The organism is Caldimonas brevitalea (assembly GCF_001017435.1).
Taxonomy (GTDB): Bacteria; Pseudomonadota; Gammaproteobacteria; order Burkholderiales; family Burkholderiaceae_C; genus Caldimonas; species Caldimonas brevitalea.
In genome coordinates, this window is sequence record NZ_CP011371.1 from 859,904 (window position 1) to 880,261 (window position 20,358).

General features: G+C 69.0%; 18 protein-coding genes. 11 read left to right on the forward strand and 7 right to left on the reverse strand.

The features are described 5' to 3' along the window. The first annotated feature begins 318 nt into the window (after positions 1-318). Positions 319-915, forward strand: a complete 597-nt coding sequence (locus AAW51_RS03745; protein ID WP_238947753.1) for a hypothetical protein — start codon at positions 319-321, stop codon at positions 913-915. Then, entirely contained in the window at positions 905-1,450 is a 546-nt protein-coding gene (locus AAW51_RS03750; RefSeq protein ID WP_047193539.1) for a hypothetical protein, read from the forward strand. Before AAW51_RS03745 ends, AAW51_RS03750 begins: the two co-directional genes overlap by 11 nt. Positions 1,451-1,515: 65 nt before the next feature. Here the strand turns inward: AAW51_RS03750 and AAW51_RS03755 are convergent, their stop codons facing one another. Continuing rightward, positions 1,516-3,444, reverse strand: coding sequence for a sensor domain-containing diguanylate cyclase (locus AAW51_RS03755; protein WP_169787980.1), 1,929 nt, complete (start codon positions 3,442-3,444; stop codon positions 1,516-1,518). A gap of 194 nt (positions 3,445-3,638) precedes the next feature. Here AAW51_RS03755 and AAW51_RS03760 point away from each other — a divergent pair, with 194 nt between their 5' ends. After that, positions 3,639-4,010 (forward strand): translation initiation factor Sui1, encoded by a 372-nt coding sequence (locus AAW51_RS03760; RefSeq protein ID WP_047193541.1) that lies wholly within the window; start codon positions 3,639-3,641, stop codon positions 4,008-4,010. A gap of 42 nt (positions 4,011-4,052) precedes the next feature. Here AAW51_RS03760 and AAW51_RS03765 read toward each other — a convergent pair whose 3' ends face one another. Further along, positions 4,053-4,349 (reverse strand): hypothetical protein, encoded by a 297-nt coding sequence (locus AAW51_RS03765; protein ID WP_047193542.1) that lies wholly within the window; start codon positions 4,347-4,349, stop codon positions 4,053-4,055. A 264-nt stretch (positions 4,350-4,613) separates the two neighbouring features. On the opposite strand from AAW51_RS03765, the gene AAW51_RS03770 reads away from it, so the two are divergent. Further along, on the forward strand, positions 4,614-4,943 hold the full coding sequence (locus tag AAW51_RS03770) for a thioredoxin family protein (protein ID WP_047193543.1): 330 nt from the start codon (positions 4,614-4,616) through the stop codon (positions 4,941-4,943). Between the two features lie 16 nt (positions 4,944-4,959). Here the strand turns inward: AAW51_RS03770 and AAW51_RS03775 are convergent, their stop codons facing one another. The 3 genes from AAW51_RS03775 to AAW51_RS03785 all read right to left on the reverse strand — a co-directional run bounded on the left by AAW51_RS03775 (position 4,960) and on the right by AAW51_RS03785 (position 8,961). After that, positions 4,960-6,153, reverse strand: a complete 1,194-nt coding sequence (locus tag AAW51_RS03775; protein ID WP_047193544.1) for an acyl-CoA dehydrogenase family protein — start codon at positions 6,151-6,153, stop codon at positions 4,960-4,962. Between the two features lie 212 nt (positions 6,154-6,365). Then, positions 6,366-7,205, reverse strand: a complete 840-nt coding sequence (locus tag AAW51_RS03780; protein WP_053013308.1) for a flagellar brake protein — start codon at positions 7,203-7,205, stop codon at positions 6,366-6,368. Positions 7,206-7,807: 602 nt separating this feature from the next. Next, a protein-coding gene (locus AAW51_RS03785; protein WP_157359601.1) for an IS3 family transposase occupies positions 7,808-8,961 on the reverse strand; the annotation gives its coding sequence in 2 pieces (ribosomal slippage) (positions 7,808-8,703 and positions 8,703-8,961; 1,155 coding nt in all). A 1,044-nt stretch (positions 8,962-10,005) separates the two neighbouring features. Here AAW51_RS03785 and AAW51_RS03795 point away from each other — a divergent pair. From AAW51_RS03795 to AAW51_RS03805, 3 genes are all read left to right on the forward strand, one after another. Next, the gene (locus AAW51_RS03795) at positions 10,006-11,943 is read left to right on the forward strand and encodes a glycoside hydrolase family protein (protein WP_157359602.1); all 1,938 of its coding nucleotides are present in this window, start codon (positions 10,006-10,008) and stop codon (positions 11,941-11,943) included. Positions 11,944-12,176: 233 nt separating this feature from the next. Beyond that, entirely contained in the window at positions 12,177-12,785 is a 609-nt protein-coding gene (locus tag AAW51_RS03800; protein ID WP_047193548.1) for a DedA family protein, read from the forward strand. Between the two features lie 149 nt (positions 12,786-12,934). Beyond that, complete coding sequence (locus AAW51_RS03805; RefSeq protein ID WP_335337659.1) at positions 12,935-14,086, forward strand: NADH:flavin oxidoreductase/NADH oxidase; 1,152 nt, start codon at positions 12,935-12,937, stop codon at positions 14,084-14,086. Positions 14,087-14,156: 70 nt separating this feature from the next. On the opposite strand, the gene AAW51_RS27815 is transcribed toward AAW51_RS03805, so the two are convergent. Next, positions 14,157-15,521, reverse strand: a complete 1,365-nt coding sequence (locus AAW51_RS27815) for a calcium-binding protein (protein ID WP_053013309.1) — start codon at positions 15,519-15,521, stop codon at positions 14,157-14,159. Between the two features lie 362 nt (positions 15,522-15,883). Between AAW51_RS27815 and AAW51_RS03815 the strand changes: the two genes are divergently transcribed. After that, positions 15,884-16,489, forward strand: coding sequence for an acyloxyacyl hydrolase (locus AAW51_RS03815; RefSeq protein WP_047193549.1), 606 nt, complete (start codon positions 15,884-15,886; stop codon positions 16,487-16,489). Here the strand turns inward: AAW51_RS03815 and imuA are convergent. Continuing rightward, positions 16,486-17,145 (reverse strand): translesion DNA synthesis-associated protein ImuA, encoded by a 660-nt coding sequence (imuA, locus tag AAW51_RS03820; RefSeq protein ID WP_169787981.1) that lies wholly within the window; start codon positions 17,143-17,145, stop codon positions 16,486-16,488. The genes AAW51_RS03815 and imuA overlap by 4 nt on opposite strands. Before the next feature lie 441 nt (positions 17,146-17,586). On the opposite strand from imuA, the gene AAW51_RS03825 reads away from it, so the two are divergent. The 3 genes from AAW51_RS03825 to AAW51_RS03835 all read left to right on the forward strand — a co-directional run bounded on the left by AAW51_RS03825 (position 17,587) and on the right by AAW51_RS03835 (position 20,309). Further along, a complete protein-coding gene (locus tag AAW51_RS03825; protein WP_047193550.1) occupies positions 17,587-17,949 on the forward strand; it encodes a hypothetical protein in 363 nt (120 codons plus the stop codon). 209 nt (positions 17,950-18,158) lie between these two features. After that, positions 18,159-18,575 (forward strand): hypothetical protein, encoded by a 417-nt coding sequence (locus tag AAW51_RS03830; protein ID WP_047193551.1) that lies wholly within the window; start codon positions 18,159-18,161, stop codon positions 18,573-18,575. Between the two features lie 102 nt (positions 18,576-18,677). Beyond that, positions 18,678-20,309 (forward strand): glycine betaine ABC transporter substrate-binding protein, encoded by a 1,632-nt coding sequence (locus AAW51_RS03835; RefSeq protein WP_083438059.1) that lies wholly within the window; start codon positions 18,678-18,680, stop codon positions 20,307-20,309. Positions 20,310-20,358: the final 49 nt, after the last annotated feature.

Here is a 20,358-nt window from a genome sequence, read left to right on the forward strand (position 1 = left end):
CACCGCTCGGCTGCAGCCCTTCGCCTCGTCACAACAGATACGGCAGGGGACATGCCGCACGGCAGCCGGCGCATCATCGGGCTGCAAGGACAACAAGACGCCGCCCGGCGCCCCGTGCCACGCCCTGCGGCGCCTGGCGCAGCCTGTCCTACGACCGTCCCGCCGGTGACCCTCCAACGCCCGCGCAGGACGACCTCCGAGTCGCTACCCGGGCGCTCGCCGTCTGTCTTGCCGCTGGCCGGTGACGACAGGCGACGGCGGCCGCGCGTCCCGCATCGGGACGCGGCCTTGCCACGGGTGACACAGCCTGGACTGAACATGATGATGATGTCGCGCAGCCTCTTCTCCGACCACTCCGACGCTCCGCCTTCGCCGCCCGCCGAGGCGGCGGCCAGCGAGTTGAGCGGCCCGCACTGGGTGGCCCGGTTTCCGACCAGCCAGCGGCTGGAGGATTTGATCGAGCCGTTCCGCACCAACGTGGGCCGCTTCATCGCGGCGCTGCAGGCCGCAGGCGCCTCGGTCAGAATCTCGGCCACCTACCGTCCTCCCGAGCGGGCTTACCTGATGCACTATGCGAAGAAGCTGGCCGATGGCCGATTGCGCGCGGCCGAGGTGCCGCCGATGGCCGGCGTGCCGATCGAATGGGTGCACGCCACCGAAGCGGCGTCACGGCAAGCGGCGGCCGCGATGGTGCGGGCCTACGGCATCGTCTACGCGCCGGCGCTGCGCTCGCGCCACACCGAAGGGCGGGCCATCGACATGACGATCGACCATGCCATCGGCAAGACCGTCGAGACCGGCGACGGCTCGGCGGTGCGTGTGGCCAGCCTGCGCGTGCTGCACCGAGTGGGCGCAAGCTACGGTGTCATCAAGCTGCTGAGCGATCCGCCGCATTGGTCGGACGATGGGCATTGAACGTGCGCTGTGGGCCGTCGGCCTGCTGCTGGCGGCGACGGCCGCCGCGGCGGGGCCGGGCAGTGGTGCCGTGCGCATCGACGCGGACGGCCGCTTGCGGCTTTACACCTCGCACGCCGTCGCGCCGGGCGAGAGTGTGCTGTTCCAGTATCCGTCGGGCAGCGCCGCGAACAGTGCCGTTCGTTGCTGCAAACGCTTGCCGGCGCACAGCTTGCAGCCCGTCGAGGAGGAATCCGTCGCCAGCGACGAGCTGGGCGGACGACCAGTGCAGGTCTACAGCGTTGAGCTGCCCGCCTCGCAGCGCCCGGCGCAGGCTTTCATCGGCGCCGCCGTCATCGGGGCCGGCCTGAAGGCGGCCGACCAGCGCGGCGGTCGCCTGCTGGTCAAGAGCGGGCGGGCCAGCTACATCGTCACGCGCTGCACCAGTGCCGAGGGCGTGCACGTGGTGGCCAAGGACAGGCGGCGCGGCCGCACCGTGGGGCACACCTACCTGGGTTTGGGCTACGACGTGGAGGACTCCACGTGTCGGCATTGAAGGCGCTTGCGGGCCGCAACGCACAGTCAGCCGTCCGTGCTGTGAACAACAGGTCTTGGCGGGCGTCAGGCCGGGTTCGCGCGCAGTTTGTCGTAGCGTGAGGCGCCACAGCAGTCGCCGGACGTGTCGGGCTCTGCGGCCGCCTCGAACGCACGCAGGATGACGCGGTCGCGACCGGCCTGCTTGGCTTCGTAGAGGGCCCGGTCGGCCGCTGCATACAAATCGTCGACCCGCGGCATCGCGGCCCCGTGGCCGCTCCACCAGATGGCGCCGAAACTCGCCGTCACCCGACCCAGCGGGCTGGTCGGGTGCGGCAGCGTGCTGTGCACGACCGCCTCGCGCAGCTGCGCGGCGAACTGGCGCGCTGCCTCGGGCGAGGCCGCGGTGTACAGCACACCGAATTCTTCGCCGCCGAGCCGGAACAGCCGGTCGCCTGATCGCTTCAACTGCTGCTGCACGGCATGGACGATGGTACGCAGCGCCTCGTCGCCGGCCTGGTGGCCGTAATGGTCGTTGTAGGCCTTGAAATGGTCGATGTCGAACATGCACAGCACCCACGGGTCGCTGCGCGCGACGCCATGGACCGCGTCGCGGAAGATGTCGTTGAAGTGGCGCCGGTTGTACGCGCCGGTCAGCTCGTCGGTGATCGCCAGTTCACCCAGCCGCCGGTTGACTTGCTCCAACTCGTCGGTGCGTTCGCGCACCTGCTGGTCGAGCCGTGTCGTCAATGCGGCCTGCGCCTCGCGCGCGGCACGTTCGGCTTCCAGCTTCTGGGCTTTCAGCGTGTTCATCGAATCGGCCAGGCCGAAGGCCAGCAGCAACACTTCGAGGCAGGAGCCGATCTGCAGCGCCCAGGTGCTGAAGCCGTTGGACGGCAGCACGTGCAGCAGCTTCAGATAGTAGATGGCGCAGGAGATGCCGAGCACGGCGAAGGCGATGCACAGCACCAGGGCCTCGCGCGAGCCGCGTACCATGGCCCAGACGGCACTCGACGAACACACCACCAGCAGCAGCAAGCTGGCCGGGATGCTGAGCGCAAAGGCGAGCGTGTAATGGTCGAACAGCGCCGGCAGCACGGCCAGCAGATTGATGTAGCTCAAGACGCGCATCAGCCGGGTGCACCAGGGCGGCTGGATCTCCGGGGCCCGGATGTAGGCCTGCGCGAAGAAGCCGAAGATCGAGATGCTCGCCCCGACGGCGATCGCCAGGATGGCGTTGTTGAAGTTCGGCGAGCCCGGCCAGAAGTACTGGAACCCCAGCCCGCTGAAGGTGAAGCTCCAGAGCAGGAACGCGCCCAGGTAGGCCACATAGGGGGCGAAGGCGCGCTCGCGCGTGGAGACGTAGAGGAACAGGTTGTACAGGGTCAGCGCCAACAGCGCGCCGTGGTACAGGCCCAGCAGCAGGGTTTCGAGGTTCGCCTGGGCGTAGAAGCGGGCCTCGCCCGACACCGACAGCGGCAGCATCTCGTGCAGACCATCGTGACTGTCCAGCCTCAGGTACAGCTCGAGCGGCTCGCCGACCGGCAGCAGGGCGGGCAGCGTGGGTGTGCGGTGGTCGATGCCACGTGCATGGAAGGGCTGGCGGTCGCCGCTGCGGTTGGTCGCCATCAACTCACCCGAGCGGCGCACCAAAAACCACTCGACCTCGTCTTGCAGCGGTGAGCCGAGATCGAACACGACCGGCAGCGGTTGGCCGGTGCTGTTGCGGACCGCCACGCGGACCCACCACACCGACCGGGAAAACCCGACGTTGAGCGCATCCGACGGGCCTTGCTGCCAGCCCGTGTCGCGCTGGCGCACCTGCGCGAGCGTCATCGCACGGCTGGCGTCTTCCAGCAGTTGGGCATGGCCCGACAGGGGCACGCGAGCCGAGGCCGACAAGGGCACCGGCGTCGGTGCCGCCATGGCCAGCGTCGCGCAAAAGAGCCACAGCAAGCCGGCGACTGCGCAGTGCAGCAAAAGCCGGCCGCAGCTGAAGATCGGAAGGCGGCTCATGCTCGACATATCGGCCTGGGTGCGGCGGCGCTTGAGGGCGCGGGCGAAAATAACTGAAGCGGTCGCGCCGGACGTGAAGTCTTGCGCGCCTGCGAGCCCGGACGGGATCACCCAGCCGGGCGCTGCGGTAACCTTTCGACCACGCCCGTTCCGCCAGGCCCATCCGGCGGCCCCGCTTGTCTCCTCCATCGAGCATGAACCCACCCGACCGCGCCGCCAGCCGGCTTGTCTATTCCACCGACGGCGGGCGCATCTGTCCGGACTGCGGCAAGCCCCGCACCGCTTGTGTCTGTGCGGCCGCCAAGCAGCAGGCGGTGCCGGCGGGCGACGGGGTGGTGCGGGTGTCGCGCGAGACCAAGGGCCGCGGCGGCAAGGCGGTCACGGTGGTGCGCGGTGTGGCGCTGCCAGCAGCGGCCTTGAGCGAGCTGGGGAAACGGCTGAAGGCCGGGTGCGGGTCGGGCGGCACCGTCAAAGAGGGTGTGATCGAGGTCCAGGGCGACCACGCCGACCGGGTCATCGAGCAGCTGCGGCGCGAAGGCTGGACGGTGAAGCGGGCGGGCGGGTAGGTCGGACGCCGCGCCGGGGGCCGCCGGCCTCACGTGGCGCCCCTACTCGGCCCTGTCCTCGCCCAGCACCTCGTCAATCGCGGCCGTGGTGTTCACGGCATGCTGTGCCACCTGCTCCACATTCAGTCCCACCACCTCCAGCGGATAGGTGCCCGAGACGATGCCGCGATACCAGATCTGAGCCGCGGCCACCTCGGGCGGCATGCCTTCGATGGCGGCGACGAGACACTCGACGACCGAGCCCAGGCCGGCGTCGGCGTAAAGTTCTTCGGCTTCGTAGCTCACGCTGTATTCAAACAAGCCGGGGCGGCGGCCTTCGATGTCGATGCGGGCGATCATGGGGGACTCCGGTGGGAACGCGTGGTCATTGTCGAGCAGGGCTGTCGGGGCGTCACCGGTTCGCACCGGACGCGGCGCCCTTCGAACGGCAGGCGTGACAGGCGGCCCCGCGACCCGGGCGTGCCCGCACCGGCTGCCTGGCCTTGCGCGCAAGGCCTGCCGGCGGCCGCGTCGCGTCCTACACTCGCCCGGAGGCCGCGGCCGCTCGGTGCCCGCCGGGTGGCCGCATCGTCGCGACAGTGGGACAGTGGAGTAGGGGGCCCCATGGGCATGAGCACTGAATATGCAGCGGTCGAGCCGGCCCGCGCCGACATCGACGCCCTGCCGGAGCCGATCGTCATCGAATTCGGCACACCCTGGTGCGGCTTTTGCCGCGCCGCGCAGCCGCTGATCGAGGCGGCCTTCCAGGATCACCCGGGGGTGCGGCACCTCAAGGTCGAGGACGGCCGGGGCCGCCCGCTCGGGCGCTCGTTCGGCGTCAAGCTGTGGCCGACACTCGTGTTCATGCATCGCGGCCAAGAGCTGGCGCGGGTGGTGAGGCCAAGCGACGTGCAGGCCATTTCGCGCGCCTTCGCTCAGCTGCCCACCGCCTGACGGTGCGCACTTCGGCTTAGAACGCGAAGAACGTCCAGTCGGGCGGCAGGCCGAACAGCAAGCGGCCGACCGATTCATAACGAGCCGTCGACCCGAAGGCGTGCTGCGTCACGCTGTGGACGTCACGGAAATACCGTTGGAACCGTTGCGTCTCGCGGATCGCCGAGGTGCCGGCGACTTCGTGCACCAGGTCGACCGCGTCCGCCGCGGCGCGGATCGCGAAGGTGGTGGCCAGTTGTAGCTGCATCTTCTGCTGCAGCGTTGGCCGGCCCCCGTCGAGCGCGGTCTGCCAGGCGTCGCCGACGGCGCTGTGCAGATAGGCGCGGCCGGCGCCCAGCAGGGCTTCGGCCCGCGCCGCCTGCGCCTGCACGCCCGGCCGCTCTCGCAGCGGCGACAGCGTGTATTGCGGCGTCTTGTGCTGCGCCAGTTCGATCAGCGCATCGATGGCGGCCCGCGCGCTGCCCAGCGCAGTCGGTGCCAGCGCCACCACGGAGAGCCAGATGCCGATGCGGTACAGCGGCCCCTGGAAGGCGGCGCCGAGTTCGGTGGGCGGCAGCAACAAAGCCGTGCGCTGTTCGGGGATGAACACATCGTCGAGCACGATGTCGTCGCTGCCGGTGGCTCGCAGGCCCAGTGTGTCCCAGGTGTCGAGCAGGGTCGCGTCGTCGGTGCGGTAGACGACCAGCAGCCGCAGCGGGTCGCCGTCGGGCTCGACGCGGCGCGGTGTCTCGTCGTCCAGGATCAAGGCCGACCCGACCGACCAGCGGCTGCCATGGCAGCCGCTGCCGAAGGGCCAGCGGCCCGACACCCGGTAGCCCCCTTCGACCGGCACCGCGCGGCCCGGCGGGAACAAGGTGCCGCTGAAGACGACGTCGTGTGGTGGTGCGAACAGCTCCTGCACACCCGCCTCGGGCAGCCACGAGAAGAACGGCACGCTGGAGGCCGAGGCGGCGACATTCCATGCCACCGAACTGTCCAGCCGGGCCAGCGCCTCCAGCACGGTCAACCCGGTGAGGGGGTCGGCTTCGAGGCCCCCCAGCGAACGCGGTCCCCACAGGTTGAACAGACCGGCTTCGGCCAGTGCGTGCTGCACCGGCGCCGCGATGCGGCGTTCCTGCTCGGCCTGCACGCTGTGCGCGTCGACGAGCGGGGCCAGCGCTTGCACCCGGGCCAGCAGCGTGTCGAGTAGGGAAGACGAATGGCTCATCATCTCGAAGACCTCCGCGCCCCCTGACCGAGGCGTGCTGACGGTGACGGAGCGGGTGTACCGCCGCTGGTGCCGCTTCGGTCGCGCGGCCCATCTGGCCTGCGGTGGGAGCACCCACCCCTGCAGACGGTCGCGACTTTGCCATGCCGGGCCCCCTGCGTCCACTTGGTACGCCTGCTGGATCTTTCAGGCGCGCCGCTTCCGATGAGGGACGCTCAGCTTCGACGCGGGCGGGGGCCTGCCGGCGGTGGTGGAGGGGTCGGGGACGCGGCCGTCTTCGCGCTGTTCAACGCCTGGCGCTCGGTCTCCAGTTGGCCGGTGATGCGCTTCAGGTCGGCCTGCGTCGTCGTCGCCAGGTCGACGAAGCGACAGCCGATGTGGAACTGCTCGCCCAGCAGGTAGGACCGGAAGGCTCGCCGCAGCCGGATGTCGAGGTCGACCACCAGCAGTTCACCGTGCCCCAGTTCCAGGCGCACTTTCGAGAGCCGGCGCCCGACGCTGAGGCCGACGGCTTCGTGCGGCGCTGCGCGCAGGCCGACTCCGCCGAGCGACAGGTCGTAGACGTTGAGCGCGTAGTGCTGCCCGTGCAGCGTGAACTCGGCCACATAGGGACGGCCGAGCGGCGCGTCGAGGCGATGGAACTCGCGCCGTTGCAGCTTGATGAGCTCAGCCGGAAACGGGCAGGTCGCGCGCGTGGGCTGCCCCGGGACGAGCTGCCATTGCACGACGTCGAGCCCGAACTGCAGCTTGATGCCATGCGAGATGGCGACGAACAAGGCCGCGCCGTCGGGCACCGGCGTCTCGACCAGCGTTTCAAATGTCCAGCGGCGTGCCGCCATGTCGACCGACGTGACGCGCCCCAGCACCGAGGCGGCGATGTCGGGCGGGTAGGCCGTGACCGCCTCGGCGGCCGTCGCCAGCGCTTGCAGCGCGACGCCGATCTGCACCGGGTCGGTCAGGCGGTAGGGGCCCACGTCGATGTCGTTGCCGATGGGCTCGGCCGGCGCGATGGGGGGCGCGGTCGGATGGCGCGGGATCGAAGGGGGTTGGCCCACGAGAGCTACTGCAACAAATGGTCGGATGGCGGGATGGGCGACGAGCTTACCGCGAACGCGGCGCGGGCCTTGTGCGGAAGTTCTCGGTAGGGGCGAGTGTGTGGTGGGCGGTGCCTTCGCGGTGAAGTCCGCGTGGACCTGCAAGTCGGCGGCCGGCGGGGGCTCGAGGGGGTTTTGCTTGAGGGCGAGGTGCGTCGCTGGGTGAAGTGGGTCCTCGCACCTTGGTTCGCCCCGGGGGCAATCCACAGCTCTTGTGGATGGGCTTGTGGAAAAGCTGTCAGTCCTGCACGGAGGGCGTGGTGGGGCGTGGCTTGTCATCAAACTGCCTCGTTTCTGGGCAGCCGGCGACATCAAGGGGATGGGTGTGGGTGGGGTGGAGGTGGGTATCGGCCTTCGGACGGGGGGTTGATTTGGGTGCTGGTGTAGTCGCCCCTGCGGGCGAGTGCCGGGATGTGCGCCCGGCAGCGCACCTACCTTTCTTGTCTCGCCAAGAAAGGTAGGCCAAAGAAGGCGACCCGAGTGCGGCGCCCCTTCGCTGCGCGAAGGGGTGCTCTGTGTCGTGGTCCAGTTTTTTCGGACACGCCGATAGGTAAAAACGTGGTTTATAGGGTGGCCGCCATCAATTGCTCGTGAACGACCGGGGAGCGGTAGCCGAGCGTGGAGTGCAAGCGCACGCAGTTGTAAAAGCCGACGATGTAGTCGGCGATGTCAGCCATTGCCTCGGCGTGGTTCGCGTAGTCGCGTAGCCAGACGCGCTCCATCTTCAGGTTGAGGAAGAAGCGCTCGATGACGGCGTTGTCCCAACAGTTGCCTTTGCGGCTCATGCTGCACAGCAGCCCGTGGCGGGCCAGCAACTCTGTATGGGTCTGGCTGGCGTATTGGCTGCCTCTGTCGGTGTGCACGACCAAGCCTGGCACAGGCTTGCGGCTGGTAATGGCCATACGCAGGGCCGCACAGACCAGCTGGGCAGACATGTCCGCGGCCATCGCCCAGCCCACGATCTTGCGGGAGAACAGGTCCATCACCGCGGCTAAATACAGCCAGCCGCTGCGCGTTCGAATGTAGGTAATGTCGCCCGCCCAAGCCCGGTCCGGCGCCTCAGGCCTGAACCGCCGGGCAAGCACATTGGCTGCAACCGGCAGCTCGTGCCGGCTGTCGGTGGTGTGGACGAACTTGCGCCGCCAGCGGGGGCGCAGTCGGTGGTGCCGCATTAGCGTGCGGGCGCGCTGGCGCCCCACGGCCCACCCCTGAGCCTTCAGCGCGGCGCTCAGCCGGCGGCTGCCGTAGCTGCGTCCGCTAGCCTCAAATGCGGCCTTGGCGCACACGCCCACCGGGCACACTGCGGCGTCTTGGGCTGCCCGGCAGCGCGCCGCGTAGAAGCCCGAGCGGCTGATTCCCAGCAGCCGGCACAGCTGGCTGATGCAGGCCTTCCCCTCCTGCTGCACGATCTGATGAATCACTTCAGTTCGCGGGCGAAGAAGGCCGAGACTTTTTTTAGCAGTTCGTTGTCCGACTTCGCCTGCCGCAGCTCAGCCTCCAACTGCCGTATGCGCTGTTGCTCCGGCGTCAGTGGCCGGCCGATGCCGCTGCCTCCTGCCTGTTCCTCGTCATACTGCGCCACCCAACGCCGCACGGCGCTGTCCACCAGGTTCATGTCGCGGCACACCTGCCCGACGCTGAGCCCTTGTTCTCGAATCATCTTCACGACTTGCAGCTTGAATGCCGCGTCGAAGGTTCGCCGGGTCGTCTTGCTCATCTCTGTTTGGTCCTCTTCGGGGTGAATCCCCTATCAAGGTGTCCATCAAGATTGGACCACGACACTGCGGTGCTCGCGCCGGGAAGGCGGCTGCGGAACTCGCCCTTTTTGAAGAGCGCCTGCGCGCTCTTCAAACGGAGCTCAGACAGTCCTCGCCGACCCCGCGCTGCGCGCGGGGCAACCTTCTCGTCGCTGCGCTCCTCGACGCCGCACACGGGAGGGGGAGAGCCACGGCTCGCTGCGCCTCGCCTCGAATGGCTGCCTCTTCCTGCGGAAGAGGTTCGCCTAGTGCGCGTGCGCGCGCTCTAACGTCTACGCGTCCCCGGTTCACAACGGATTGAGCCGACACCCGTGTCGCAAACCACCCATTCGAGACCGAGACGGAGCACGAGCACGAGCACAGCGAAGTGCGCCGCGCTCCGATACCCAGGCCAACGCCGAAACATCCCTGGTTGACCCCCTCTCCCACGGGGAGAGGGTGGGGGAGTGGGTTGTTTGGCTGGCAGCGGGTCCCCTTATGACGAGCTGAGCAGCGCAGGGGTGGGCGGAAAAAGAAGGGCCGATTGTCTGAGCCCGCAGGGCGAGTTTGAGGCCCTTCCCGCCCGCCCCGAGCAGCGCAAGGCACCCCCGGCGCAGCCGGGGGCGAGGATTAGGGTGCCCTTTCTTTTGGTGCCTTTTCTTTGGGCAAGCAAAGAAAAGGTACTGCGCCGCCGGGCGCACATCCCGGCACTCGCCCGCAGGGCGATCGCCCCAACGGGGCGACACCCCCTCCCCAAGCCGAGCAAGAGCAAGCCTCGCCCCCGCCGCCCCGGTTCTTCGAGACGAAAAACCGGTGAGCCTACATCCATTTTCAACCCACGCCCCGCCACCACCGCAGGCCGGATTCGCACGCCGGAAGCAGCTTTTCCCTTATTCGAAAACACCCCCGAAAACCGGTGAGGCACTGCTGCACGAGGGAGGCGAAATCGTGAGCCGGGGGGCCGCAAGCCGGCGCTGCGGCCGTCGATATACGAGACATCCGCTTACATCATTTGAGAGCCCCCCGTGAAGCAGCATGTTGTCCTCCCCATCGCGCTCGCCCTGTCGCAGGCGCTGATCCTCAGTGCGTGTGGTGGTGGTGGTGGCGGCGGATCATCCGATCCTGCCGCTGCTGACGCCGGCACGCAGAGCTCGACCCCCGTGTCCGCCCCCGAAACCCGTTCCGTCGCCGCGTCGTCGGTCACCGCCGGCACGATGACGACAACAACAACAACAACGACCACCACGACGACCACCACCACTGCAGTGGTGCCGTCCCGCCTTGTCGCGCAAGAAGGCAATCCCGAAGTGATGGTGGCCTCAACCGCCCCCGCCACGCTGGCGCCGCTCGAAGTGGCCCGCTCCAGCTTCGAGGAAGCGTTCAGCTACAAGGCCCCGGGCTGGAACGTCAACGAGTACGGCGGCGCGATATCCCGGCTGGGCAAGAGCAACGACGCCGCGACCGGCACCGGCTCGCAGTCGTTCACGCTGATCAGCAAGGGCACCGGCGACTCGAATCTGCTGCGTGGCTTCCCGATGAAGCAGGGCTACGTCTATCAAGTGAGCGTCAAGTACAAGCTGCCGGTGGGCAAGTCGGCCGTGATGATGTTGCGCCACGACGCGCAGCCGTGGAACTCGATTGCCCAGCAGACCGTGCAGGGCAATGGACAGTGGCAACAGCTGACGCTGAAGGCCGCGTTTCCCCATGCAGACGCGCTGGGCAGCTTCCGAGTCGCCCACAAGCACCTCGACACGCCCATCCTGATCGACGACTTCCAGATGGTGGAGTCCAAGCCGAACCTGATGACGTTCAGCCATGGCCAGCCGGTCTCGCCGCTGTTCACCGGCATCCACGTCAACCGCTTGGGCACTCACAACGCCTGGCCTGCGCTGGGCGTGAAGATGATGCGCCTGCACGACACCGGCACCACCTGGGGTGCGATGCAACCCACCGACGCCCCGGTGGACTTCTCGACCAATGCCGCGGCGCGCCGGCTCGACTACTACGTCTTCAGCTACCGTCGTCCCGACGTCGCGTTGATGTACACCTTCACCAACGTGCCGAAGTGGGCCGCGCTCGACCCCACGCGCACCGACTACCGCACCACCGGCGTGGCCGACCTCGAGAGCTTCCGCCGTTTCGTGCGCCAGATCGGCACGCGCTACAAGGGCCACATCCGCTACTGGGAAATGTGGAACGAGTCGAACTACTCCTTGTTCTGGACCGGCGGCCCGGTGCACCTGGCCGAACTGACCCGCGTCGCGGCTGAAGAGCTGAAGGCCATCGACCCCGAGAACAAGATCGTCGCCGCCAACGTGATCTGGAACGGTCAGCACTTCCTCGAGGACTATCTCGATGCCGGTGCCCGCGACCATGTCGATGTGCTCTCGTATCACCACTACACCGAGAACGGCCCGGTGGCGAACGCAGTGTTCCACTACAACATGCGCGAACTGGCCGCTCGCCACGGGCTGTCGCATCTGCCCATCTGGAACACCGAAGGGGATGCCACCTGCACCGAGGTGACGCCGTTGTGTGCCGGGGTCGACCTGATGCAGGAGCAGGCGCAACTGAGCGCCGGTGCCGTGCTGACGATGGCCGCGTCGGGTGTTGGTAACTACAACTACTACACGCTCGAGGGCCGCAGCCCCGACCGCGCGCTGTTGTCGAGTGCCGACTGGAGCACGCTGACCGCCGGTGGCAAGGCCTACCAGAGCGTCGCCGCCTGGCTGGCGGGCGCCACGGTGCAGGACAGCTGGTGCGAAGCGACCCACTGCGTGCTGCGTTTGCAAGGTCGCGGCTGGGCTCTGTGGCCGGCGCGTGAAGCGGTGAACATCACGCTGCCCTTCACGCCGGTGGCGGCGCGCACCACGGACGGCCAACGCCTGTCGGTCTCCGGCGCCACGCGCTTCCTGCTCAACCAGCCGGTGTTCTTCGAGATCGCCAACGCCGTGACGTTCTAACTAAGCGTCCCGCCGATCTGAGGCGCACCACCCGGTGCGCTTTCCAGCCCCCCGACGTGCCTGCAAGGGCGCCCGGGGGGTTTGTCGTTGCTGCGCGGGGCCGGGCTCGACAGGGATGCTGCTGCGCCATCCGACCGGAGGCGCGAGGCTTGCTTGTGTTGGGAAGGGCGTCGTCGTCGCTGCGCGTTCAGCGCACACGCCTTGTGCACATCGTCTTGAACCCGGGAGTCTGCATGGCCGATTGGATCGTCCAGTTCATCGAATCTCATGGCTATCTCGGCGTCGCCTTGTTGATGGTGGCCGAGAACGTGTTTCCGCCGATACCGTCCGAACTCATCATGCCGTTCGCAGGCTACACCGCGGCGCGTGGCGAACTGACGCCGCTGGGGGTGGTGCTGGCCGGCATCGCGGGGTCGGTGCTGGGCACCTTGGCCTGGTACTGGGCGGGCCGTCGTATCGGTAGTGAACGTCTGAAGCAATGGGCCGACCGACACGGCCGCTGGTTGACCGTGTCGGCGGACGACATCGAGCGCGCGGACCGCTGGTTTGACCGTCACGGCCACTGGTCGGTCGCGACGGGCCGTCTGGTGCCCGCCGTGCGCAGCGTGATTTCGGCGCCGGCCGGCATCTCCGGCATGAGCTTCAACCGCTTCTTGTTCTGGTCGGTGCTCGGCACGGCGGTGTGGACGGGCGCGCTGACCGGCGTGGGGTATTGGCTCGAAGACAACTACGAGCAGGTCGGCCGCTGGCTCGACCCGTTGTCGACCGGCATCGTCGTCGTCGCGCTGCTCGGTTACGCGTACCGGGTGATCACGTTTCGTCGACGCGGCCGTAAGGCATGAGCCGTGCGCGGCCGCTCGAAGGGGCTCGCACGCAGTGCGCAGCACGGAGGTATTCCCATGACCGAGCGCCGGCGTTCGCGACCCTGCTGCCCGTCGGCCGCGAAGTGGTTGCTATAAGGGCAGTTTCCACTTTCCGAAGGAGTGCCGCCGTGTCCACCGCTGTTCCCCTGTCCGCCCCCCACGGCGGCCCTGCCGGCACCGACCACGACCGGGAGGTGCCGGAGGTCGACCTGCTGAGCCCGCTGCGCCTGCGCGGCATCACCTTGCGCAACCGCATCGGCGTCGCGCCGATGTGCCAGTACTCGGCCACCGACGGCTATGCCAACGATTGGCATCTGGTGCATCTCGGCAGCCGCGCGGCGGGGGGGGCCGCGCTGATCATCGTGGAGGCCACCGCGGTGGCCCCCGAAGGCCGCATCTCACCGGGTGACCTCGGTTTGTGGCGTGACGAGCATCTCGAGCCGTTGGCGCGCATCGCGCGTTTCGTCGAAGGGCAGGGTGCGGTGCCTGGCATCCAGCTCGCGCATGCGGGTCGCAAGGGCAGCAGCAAGGTGCCATGGCAAGGCGGTGGTTTGATCACGCAGCCCGAGCAAGGTGGGTGGCCGGTGGTGGCGCCGAGTGCCGTGCCGTTCGCCGCCTCCGATCCGCCGCCGGCGGCACTCGACGCGGCGGGCATCGAGCGTGTGGTCGAGGCCTTCAAGAGCGCCGCGGCGCGCGCCTTGCGCGCCGGCTTCAAGGTGATCGAGATCCATGCGGCCCACGGCTATCTGCTGCACGAGTTCTTGTCGCCGTTGAGCAACCAGCGGCAGGACGAGTACGGCGGCAGCCTCGACAACCGCATGCGGCTGGTGCTGCGCATCGCCCGCGAGCTGCGCGGGTTGATGCCCGATGAACTGCCGCTGTTCGTGCGACTGTCGGCCACCGACTGGGTCGAGGGCGGCTGGGACGTGGAGCAGTCGGTGGTGCTGGCGCGGCAGCTGAAGTCGGTCGGCGTCGATTTGATCGACGTCTCGTCGGGCGGCGCCGTGCCGTCGGCGCGCATTCCCGTGGCGCCCAACTTCCAGGTGCCGTTCGCGCGCCGCATCCACGACGAGGCCGACATTCCCACCGCGGCGGTCGGCTTGATCACCGAGCCTCACCAGGCGGACGAGATCGTCACCGGCGGTGATGCGGACCTGGTGTTGCTGGCGCGTGAGATGCTGCGCGAGCCCTACTGGGCGCTGAAGGCCCAGCAGGCGCTGGGCCAGGAGCCGAACTGGCCCCAGCCCTATGGCTACGCAGTGAAGCGCCGCGCGAAATAGAGTGCCGCCCGGGTGGCGGCTGCAACGCCACCCGGTGACGGCGGTCGGCTGGCCGCCGTCGCGGTCCGGCTCAGGTGCCGTAGACGAAGTCGGTCGCATCCACCCCCGGCGCCACCGCAAACGCCACCCGGCCGATCAGGTGCGCATCGCCGCCCGCCGCGGCGGTGGCGTTGTACCAGATCTGCCCGTCGACGGTGTTGAGGTAGATGCCGGTCGCGTCGCCGGCTGTATTGCCGGTTTCGCCCAGGCCCTTGAAGAAGCTGCCGGCCGCCAGCGGGTTGCCCGCCAGGTTGCCGCCGACGAAGCCGAGCCCGACGATGCCCGGGCTCAAGGCGCCGCCCAGTCCGATGTCGAGCGCGTTGGCGAGCACGATGGTGTCGTCGAGGTGGCTGAAGTCGGTGATGCTGTCGGCATTGCCGGCGCCCCGGTGGCTGAACACGAAACGATCGTTGTTGGCGCCGCCGGTGAGGAAGTCCAGCCCGGTGCTGCCGGCCAGCGTGTCGTTGCCGCTGCTGCCGCTGAGCGTGTCGTCACCCGAGCCGCCGTTGAGCGCGTCGTTACCCGTGCTGCCGTTGAGCGTGTCGTTGCCGCTGCTGCCGTTCAGGCTGTCGTTGCCGGCGCCACCCTGCAGGCTGTCATTGCCGCCACCGCCGTTCAGCGTGTCGTTGCCGTCGAACCCCCATAGCGTGTTGTTCGAGCCGTTGCCGTTCAGCACATTCGCGAGCGCATTCCCCTGCCCGGTGGCTACGCCGGCCGAGGCGAGCAGCGTCAAGTTCTCGACGTTGGCATCGAGTGTGTCGCTGATCGAGGCCAGCACCGTGTCGGTGCCGCCCAGCGCCGCTTCGGCCACGGTGTCGCCCGCGGTGTCGATGTGATAGACGTCGTTGCCGCTGCCGCCGTTCAGGCTGTCGGCGCCCGCTGCGCCGTTCAGCGTGTCGTTGCCCGCGCCGCCGTTGAGCGTGTCGGTCCCGGCGCCGCCGTTGAGGGAATCGTTGCCGTTGCCACCATTCAGCGTGTCGTTGCCGTTGCCGCCGTTGATCGTGTCGTTGCCGTCGAGGCCCGACAGCGTGTTGTTCCGGTCGTTACCTTGCAGCACGTTGTTCAGGGCGTTGCCGGTGCCGTTGACTGCCGCCGGCACCAACGCGAAGTTGCCGCCGGGTTGCAGCACCAGCAGCGTCGGCGTGTTGTCGAGCGTCAGGTGCTCGACGTTGTTGCCCAGCGTGTAGCTGTTGACGCGCGAGAGCACGGTGTCGGTGCCCTGGTTGGCGTTCTCGAACACCTGATCGCCGGCTGAGTTGACGTTGTAGACGTCGTTGTTGACGCCGCCGAACATCGCGTCGTCGCCTGCCGACCAGTTGGCATTGAGCGTCGAGTTCAGGTCGACGCTGTTGTCCACCAGCGCTTCGCTGGCGGCACTGCCGTTGATGATGGCCATGGATGTCTCCTCGTGGGAACAGTGGAATGACATCGCAAGCCAGGCACAGGGCATGGCTTGCGAGACGGCGTCCCTCTTGCGACGCGACGCCGGCGGCTGCGCTGCGCCGGGTGGGCGCAGCGCGGCCCGGCGAGGCTCGGGCGGTGGCTCGTGGGGACACGACGCGCAGGACGAACCGGGGCGGCGTGTGGGCCGCTGTGGCTGCAAGCTTCGGCGACCGCTTGCCGTACCGCCTCCCTCCTGCAGGTGCCCTCTTCAGCGGGTCTGCGCGTGCCCTCCCTCGGCACGCTTGTTGCCCAACCACGGCAGCAACCGATCGCCCAAGCTGGTTGGCGATGCGGTCGTCTACGCACAGGACATTCATGTACGCCTCTTTCACGACAGGTCGACGGCGCATTCGTGCGCGCCTCGCACGTCCGTTGGCCGCATCCGCGCTGATGCTGGTCAGCTTGGGTTTTGCCAGCGCCGAAAGTCGCGCGGCGGGTTGGGAGCCGGAGATCGGCTTCTTGCAGCAGGGGTGGGCGGATGGCGTGCGCGCCACCACCGCCGGTGTCATCTGGCCCTGGTCACGTCACTGGGCCTGGGGCGGCGGACATCTGTCGGGCTACTGGGAGGCCGCGTTGAGCCGTTGGTCAGCCGACGGTGGCGACCAGGGGCGCGACCGATCGTGGATCACGCAAGTGGGCGTGACGCCGGTGTTTCGGTGGCGCCCGGGCGGCCAGGACGGCGCCTGGTTTGTCGAAGGTGGCATCGGCCTGACGTTGATGACGCCGATCTACCGCAACGGCAACAAGCGCTTCAGCACCGCCTTCAATTTCGGCGATCACCTCGCCATCGGCCGCAATCTCGGTCAGCAAGGCCGGCACGAGCTGTCTCTGCGTGTGCAGCATTTTTCGAATGCCGGCATCCGCCACCCCAACCCGGGCGAAGACTTCGTTCAGCTGCGATACGCGCTGTCGTTTCGCTAGCGTTGCGCCGTGCTGCCGGCGCCGTCCGGGTTTCCGACACGGAGGGCCGGTGTGCCGCAGCGCGGTGCGGGGGCGGTGATCCCGCTGGCACTGCCCGGTAGTGGGCCGATCTGCGGTGCCCAGACGGCGGCCGTGGGTTCACGGCGCTCGATGACGCGCAGTTGCAAGCCGCGGCCGGCGTCCAACGTGACCAGGAGGCGCAGCCGCGCCGATGTGCGCTCAGCCGCCGCGCTCGACGGCCGCATCAGAAAGACCGGCCCGTCACACCACCGCGCCCGGGCCTGCAGGCGCCGCAGATGCAGCGGTGACAGCTGCGGCAGCCACGCCAGCACGGCACCGCGAGTCGCGCCGCTCAGCACCTGTTCGACGGCCCACAAGCGTTCGGCGGCCGTTTCGCTGTCGATCCACTCGAGGCGGGCTGGGTCGATCCCGGGCAGCCGGGCCCGCCGGGGCGTGGCGCGCCACGGGGCACCGATCAGCACCACTTCGTCGCCTTGCGCGGTGACCAAGCGCAATAGCGGCGCCAGCAGGCGCCACTCGAACACGCCGGCTTGCGGTTGCAGCAGTTCCGTCACGGCGCCGCAGGGCCAGCCGCCGCCCGGCAACTGCCGGTCCAGCGCGGCGTGGCCGGACGGCAGCACGGCCGTCGGGGCCACGCCGGCGCACGAAGCGGCCGCGGCCGACCCGACGCCGACCGACACGGATGGCCCGCAAGCGGCGGCACCCGGCCGCGCCGAGGACACCGGCGGCGCCAACAACGCAGAAGATGAAAAGGGCAACGGCGGAACCTCCGCCGGCGCGGAAGGTTCTGGCCGCCGGAGTGCAGCGGAGGTCATGATGAGAGAAAATACTGTATGCCCATACAGTATCGCAAGGCGGGAGGCTTGTCGAGAACCCCTTGCGGGGGAGGTGGCCGAGGCCCGGTCGGGGGTCGCCGGGCCGAGGGGAAGCGTTGCCACAACACGGGCCCATTGCGACGGTGATTCCACCGGGTGACGGGCCTGGCATCGGGGGCCTCTACCGTAAAGAGTCTTAACCGGATGTGGTCCCCGGGTGCGACAATACCGCCCCCGAAGCTGAACCACCCTTGCCGCCCCGTGTCGACCCCCGCCGTGATCCGCCGTCAGAACGTTCAAGCGTTGTTCCAGCAGTTTGCCGAGGCCCAGATGCGCAACGGCGTGCCCCCCAAGGGGCTCGAGCAGGCATTTGCACAGAAGCTGCAGATCAGCCCGAGCATGTGGAGCCAGATCAAGAGCAGCCGCCCGATCGGCGACAAGCTGGCGCGGCAGCTGGAGGTGGCCTGCAACGTGCCCGCCGGCTGGCTGGATGAAGAGCGCGCGCCCCAGGGGCTGAGCCCGGCCGAGCAACAGTTTTTGGCGTTGGCCTTGAAGGCCTGGCGCGCCACCAACGCCGAAGGCCGCAAGCGGCTCAAGACAGTGCTCAAGGAGATCTTGGGCTGACGCCTGCGGGACCGGCATGAGGGCCCGGACGGTGCGATGATGTCGGCAGCCTCGGTGCTCTTTCGGGGGCGCACGGTCCGAACCCGAGACCAGTGGCCCTGCGAAGGAAATCTGCAGCGCGCTCGCCTAAGCTCCCGACTGCGCCGGCACCTGTCCGCCGCTGCCACGGCCTTGCACCCTCACCCTGGGCCCCACCCCACCGTCCTGCCATGACCGCACACCCTCTTCAGCTCCCGAGCGACGGCGACGCCGGCCAGGCACCGCCCGTGATTCCGTCCGAGGACGAGATCGACGAGAGCCTGCGCGAGACCTTCCCGGCCAGCGATCCGTCGCCGTGGACCCTCGGCGTGCAACGCAGCCCGGCGACGCGCCACGAACCCTCCGCCCGGGGGGCCCAGATCGCCATCTACGGCCGGCGCGGATCGGCCACCGCACGGGCGGTTTGCGACTTCCTCGATCGGCACGACGCGCCGTTCGACTGGATCGAACTGGTCGACGACGAGCAGGCCCGGCTGCAGGCCGGTGTCACCGGTCTGGACGACCCGCGCTTGCCGGTGTGCGTGTTCCCGGACGGCAGCCTGCTGGCCTGCCCGACGCTGCGGCAGTTGGCCGACAAGCTGGACTGAGCCCCCGAGCCACAGCGCCCGCGTTCGGAAACATCCGGTCGCCACGTCCCGCCGTGCCTTGCGCACACTCGGCCGATCACTGTTGGCGGGAGGAGGGCGGTCATGCAATCTCATGTGCAGCGCTGGCTGAGGCCCAGCGGACGTGACGGCGCGGCGCGCGCCCGTGCGGCGTGGCGCCGACTGGCCGCCCTGGCGGTCGGTCTGTGGGCCTGTTGCGGCAGCGCCGGTGCGGACGACGACCGGCTGGTGGTGGGCTCCAAGCGCTTCACCGAGTCCTACATCCTGGCCGAGATCGTCGCGCAAGCGGCTGGGCGTGACGCGCGGGTCGAGCACCGACAGGGGCTGGGCAATACCGCGGTCGTCTTCGAGGCCTTGAAGGCCGGCGCCATCGACGTCTATCCCGAATACCTCGGCACGCTGGACGCCGAGATCCTGAAGAACCGCAGCCCGACCTCGCTCGACGCGATGCGGGCCCAACTGGCGCGCTGGGGTCTGGGCGTGGCGGTGCCACTCGGCTTCGCCAATGGCTACGCGCTGGCGATGCGGGGGCAGGACGCACAGCGCCTCGGACTGCGCACGCTCAGCGGTCTGAAGGCGCATCCGGCGCTGGCGGTGGGCCTGTCGCACGAGTTCCTCGGTCGCCAGGATGGGTGGCCCGGGCTGGCGGCACGCTACCGGTTGCCGCAGCGGCCGCTGGGCATCGACCACGGTGTCGCCTATGCGGCGCTGGCGAGCGGCCGCATCGCCGTCACCGACATCTACACCACCGACGCCAAGATCGCCCAACTGCAGCTCGCGGTGCTAGAGGACGATCTCGGTTTTTTCCCCCGCTACGACGCGGTGCTGCTGTACCGCCTCGACGTGACGCGCCGCTTTCCTGCGGCCTGGCGCGCCATCACCGCGCTGGAGGGGCGTGTCGACACGGCCGCGATGATCGCGATGAACGGGGAGGCGGAACTGCAAGGCCGTCCGTTCGCCGACATCGCCCGGGACTTCCTGGCCGACCGGCCGCCACCCGCCGCGGCGGCCCCCCGCAACCGCTGGCTGGACCGGCTGCTGGGCGATGACCTCGGGCGTCTGACCGCTCAGCACCTGATGCTGGTCGCGGTCGCGGTGGCCGCCGCCACGCTGATCGGCGTGCCGCTGGGCGCCGCAGCGGCCGCCGTGCCGCGGCTGGAAGCGCCGTTGATGGCCCTGGTCGGCGTGTTGCAGACGGTGCCGTCACTGGCGCTGTTCGCCGTGCTGATCCCGCTGATGGGCCGCATCGGCACCGTGCCGGCGCTGGTCGCCTTAGGGTTGTACGCGCTGCTGCCGATCGTGCGCAACACCGCGGCCGGGCTGGGCCAGGTGCGTTTGGGCCTGCGCGAGGCCGGCCTGGCGCTCGGCTTGACGCGACTGCAGCGTTGGCGGCATGTCGACCTGCCCTTGGCGGCCCCGGTGATCCTCGCCGGCATCAAGACCGCGGCGGTGATCACGGTCGGCACGGCCACCATTGCCGCCTTCATCGGCGCTGGCGGGTTCGGCGAGCGTATCGTCACCGGGTTGGCCCTCAACGACCATGCGGCCCTGCTGTCCGGCGCGGTGCCGGCGGCACTGCTCGCGCTGCTCGTGCAGGGCGTGTTCGAAGGGATCGAGCGCTGGGTTTGCCGCCACCAACAGCCCGCGTCGCCCCCCAGGCGGGGCGCCGGCGGCTCGGCGCGTGCAAAGCCGACCGGCCCGGCCCCCTCTGCCTGATGGTGCAACCGGCGCGGGCCTGATGGGGCGGGGCCGGGCTGGGCGGCGA

Coding starts and splice junctions, on each gene's coding strand:
- AAW51_RS03830 (WP_047193551.1), top strand. CDS start 18,159: ATGACCGCACACCCTCTTCAGCTCCCGAGCGACGGCGACGCCGGCCAG.
- AAW51_RS03800 (WP_047193548.1), top strand. CDS start 12,177: ATGGCCGATTGGATCGTCCAGTTCATCGAATCTCATGGCTATCTCGGC.
- AAW51_RS27815 (WP_053013309.1), bottom strand. CDS start 15,521: ATGGCCATCATCAACGGCAGTGCCGCCAGCGAAGCGCTGGTGGACAAC.
- AAW51_RS03760 (WP_047193541.1), top strand. CDS start 3,639: ATGAACCCACCCGACCGCGCCGCCAGCCGGCTTGTCTATTCCACCGAC.
- AAW51_RS03815 (WP_047193549.1), top strand. CDS start 15,884: ATGTACGCCTCTTTCACGACAGGTCGACGGCGCATTCGTGCGCGCCTC.
- AAW51_RS03835 (WP_083438059.1), top strand. CDS start 18,678: ATGCAATCTCATGTGCAGCGCTGGCTGAGGCCCAGCGGACGTGACGGC.
- AAW51_RS03750 (WP_047193539.1), top strand. CDS start 905: ATGGGCATTGAACGTGCGCTGTGGGCCGTCGGCCTGCTGCTGGCGGCG.
- AAW51_RS03775 (WP_047193544.1), bottom strand. CDS start 6,153: ATGATGAGCCATTCGTCTTCCCTACTCGACACGCTGCTGGCCCGGGTG.
- AAW51_RS03765 (WP_047193542.1), bottom strand. CDS start 4,349: ATGATCGCCCGCATCGACATCGAAGGCCGCCGCCCCGGCTTGTTTGAA.
- AAW51_RS03755 (WP_169787980.1), bottom strand. CDS start 3,444: ATGAGCCGCCTTCCGATCTTCAGCTGCGGCCGGCTTTTGCTGCACTGC.
- AAW51_RS03770 (WP_047193543.1), top strand. CDS start 4,614: ATGGGCATGAGCACTGAATATGCAGCGGTCGAGCCGGCCCGCGCCGAC.
- AAW51_RS03745 (WP_238947753.1), top strand. CDS start 319: ATGATGATGATGTCGCGCAGCCTCTTCTCCGACCACTCCGACGCTCCG.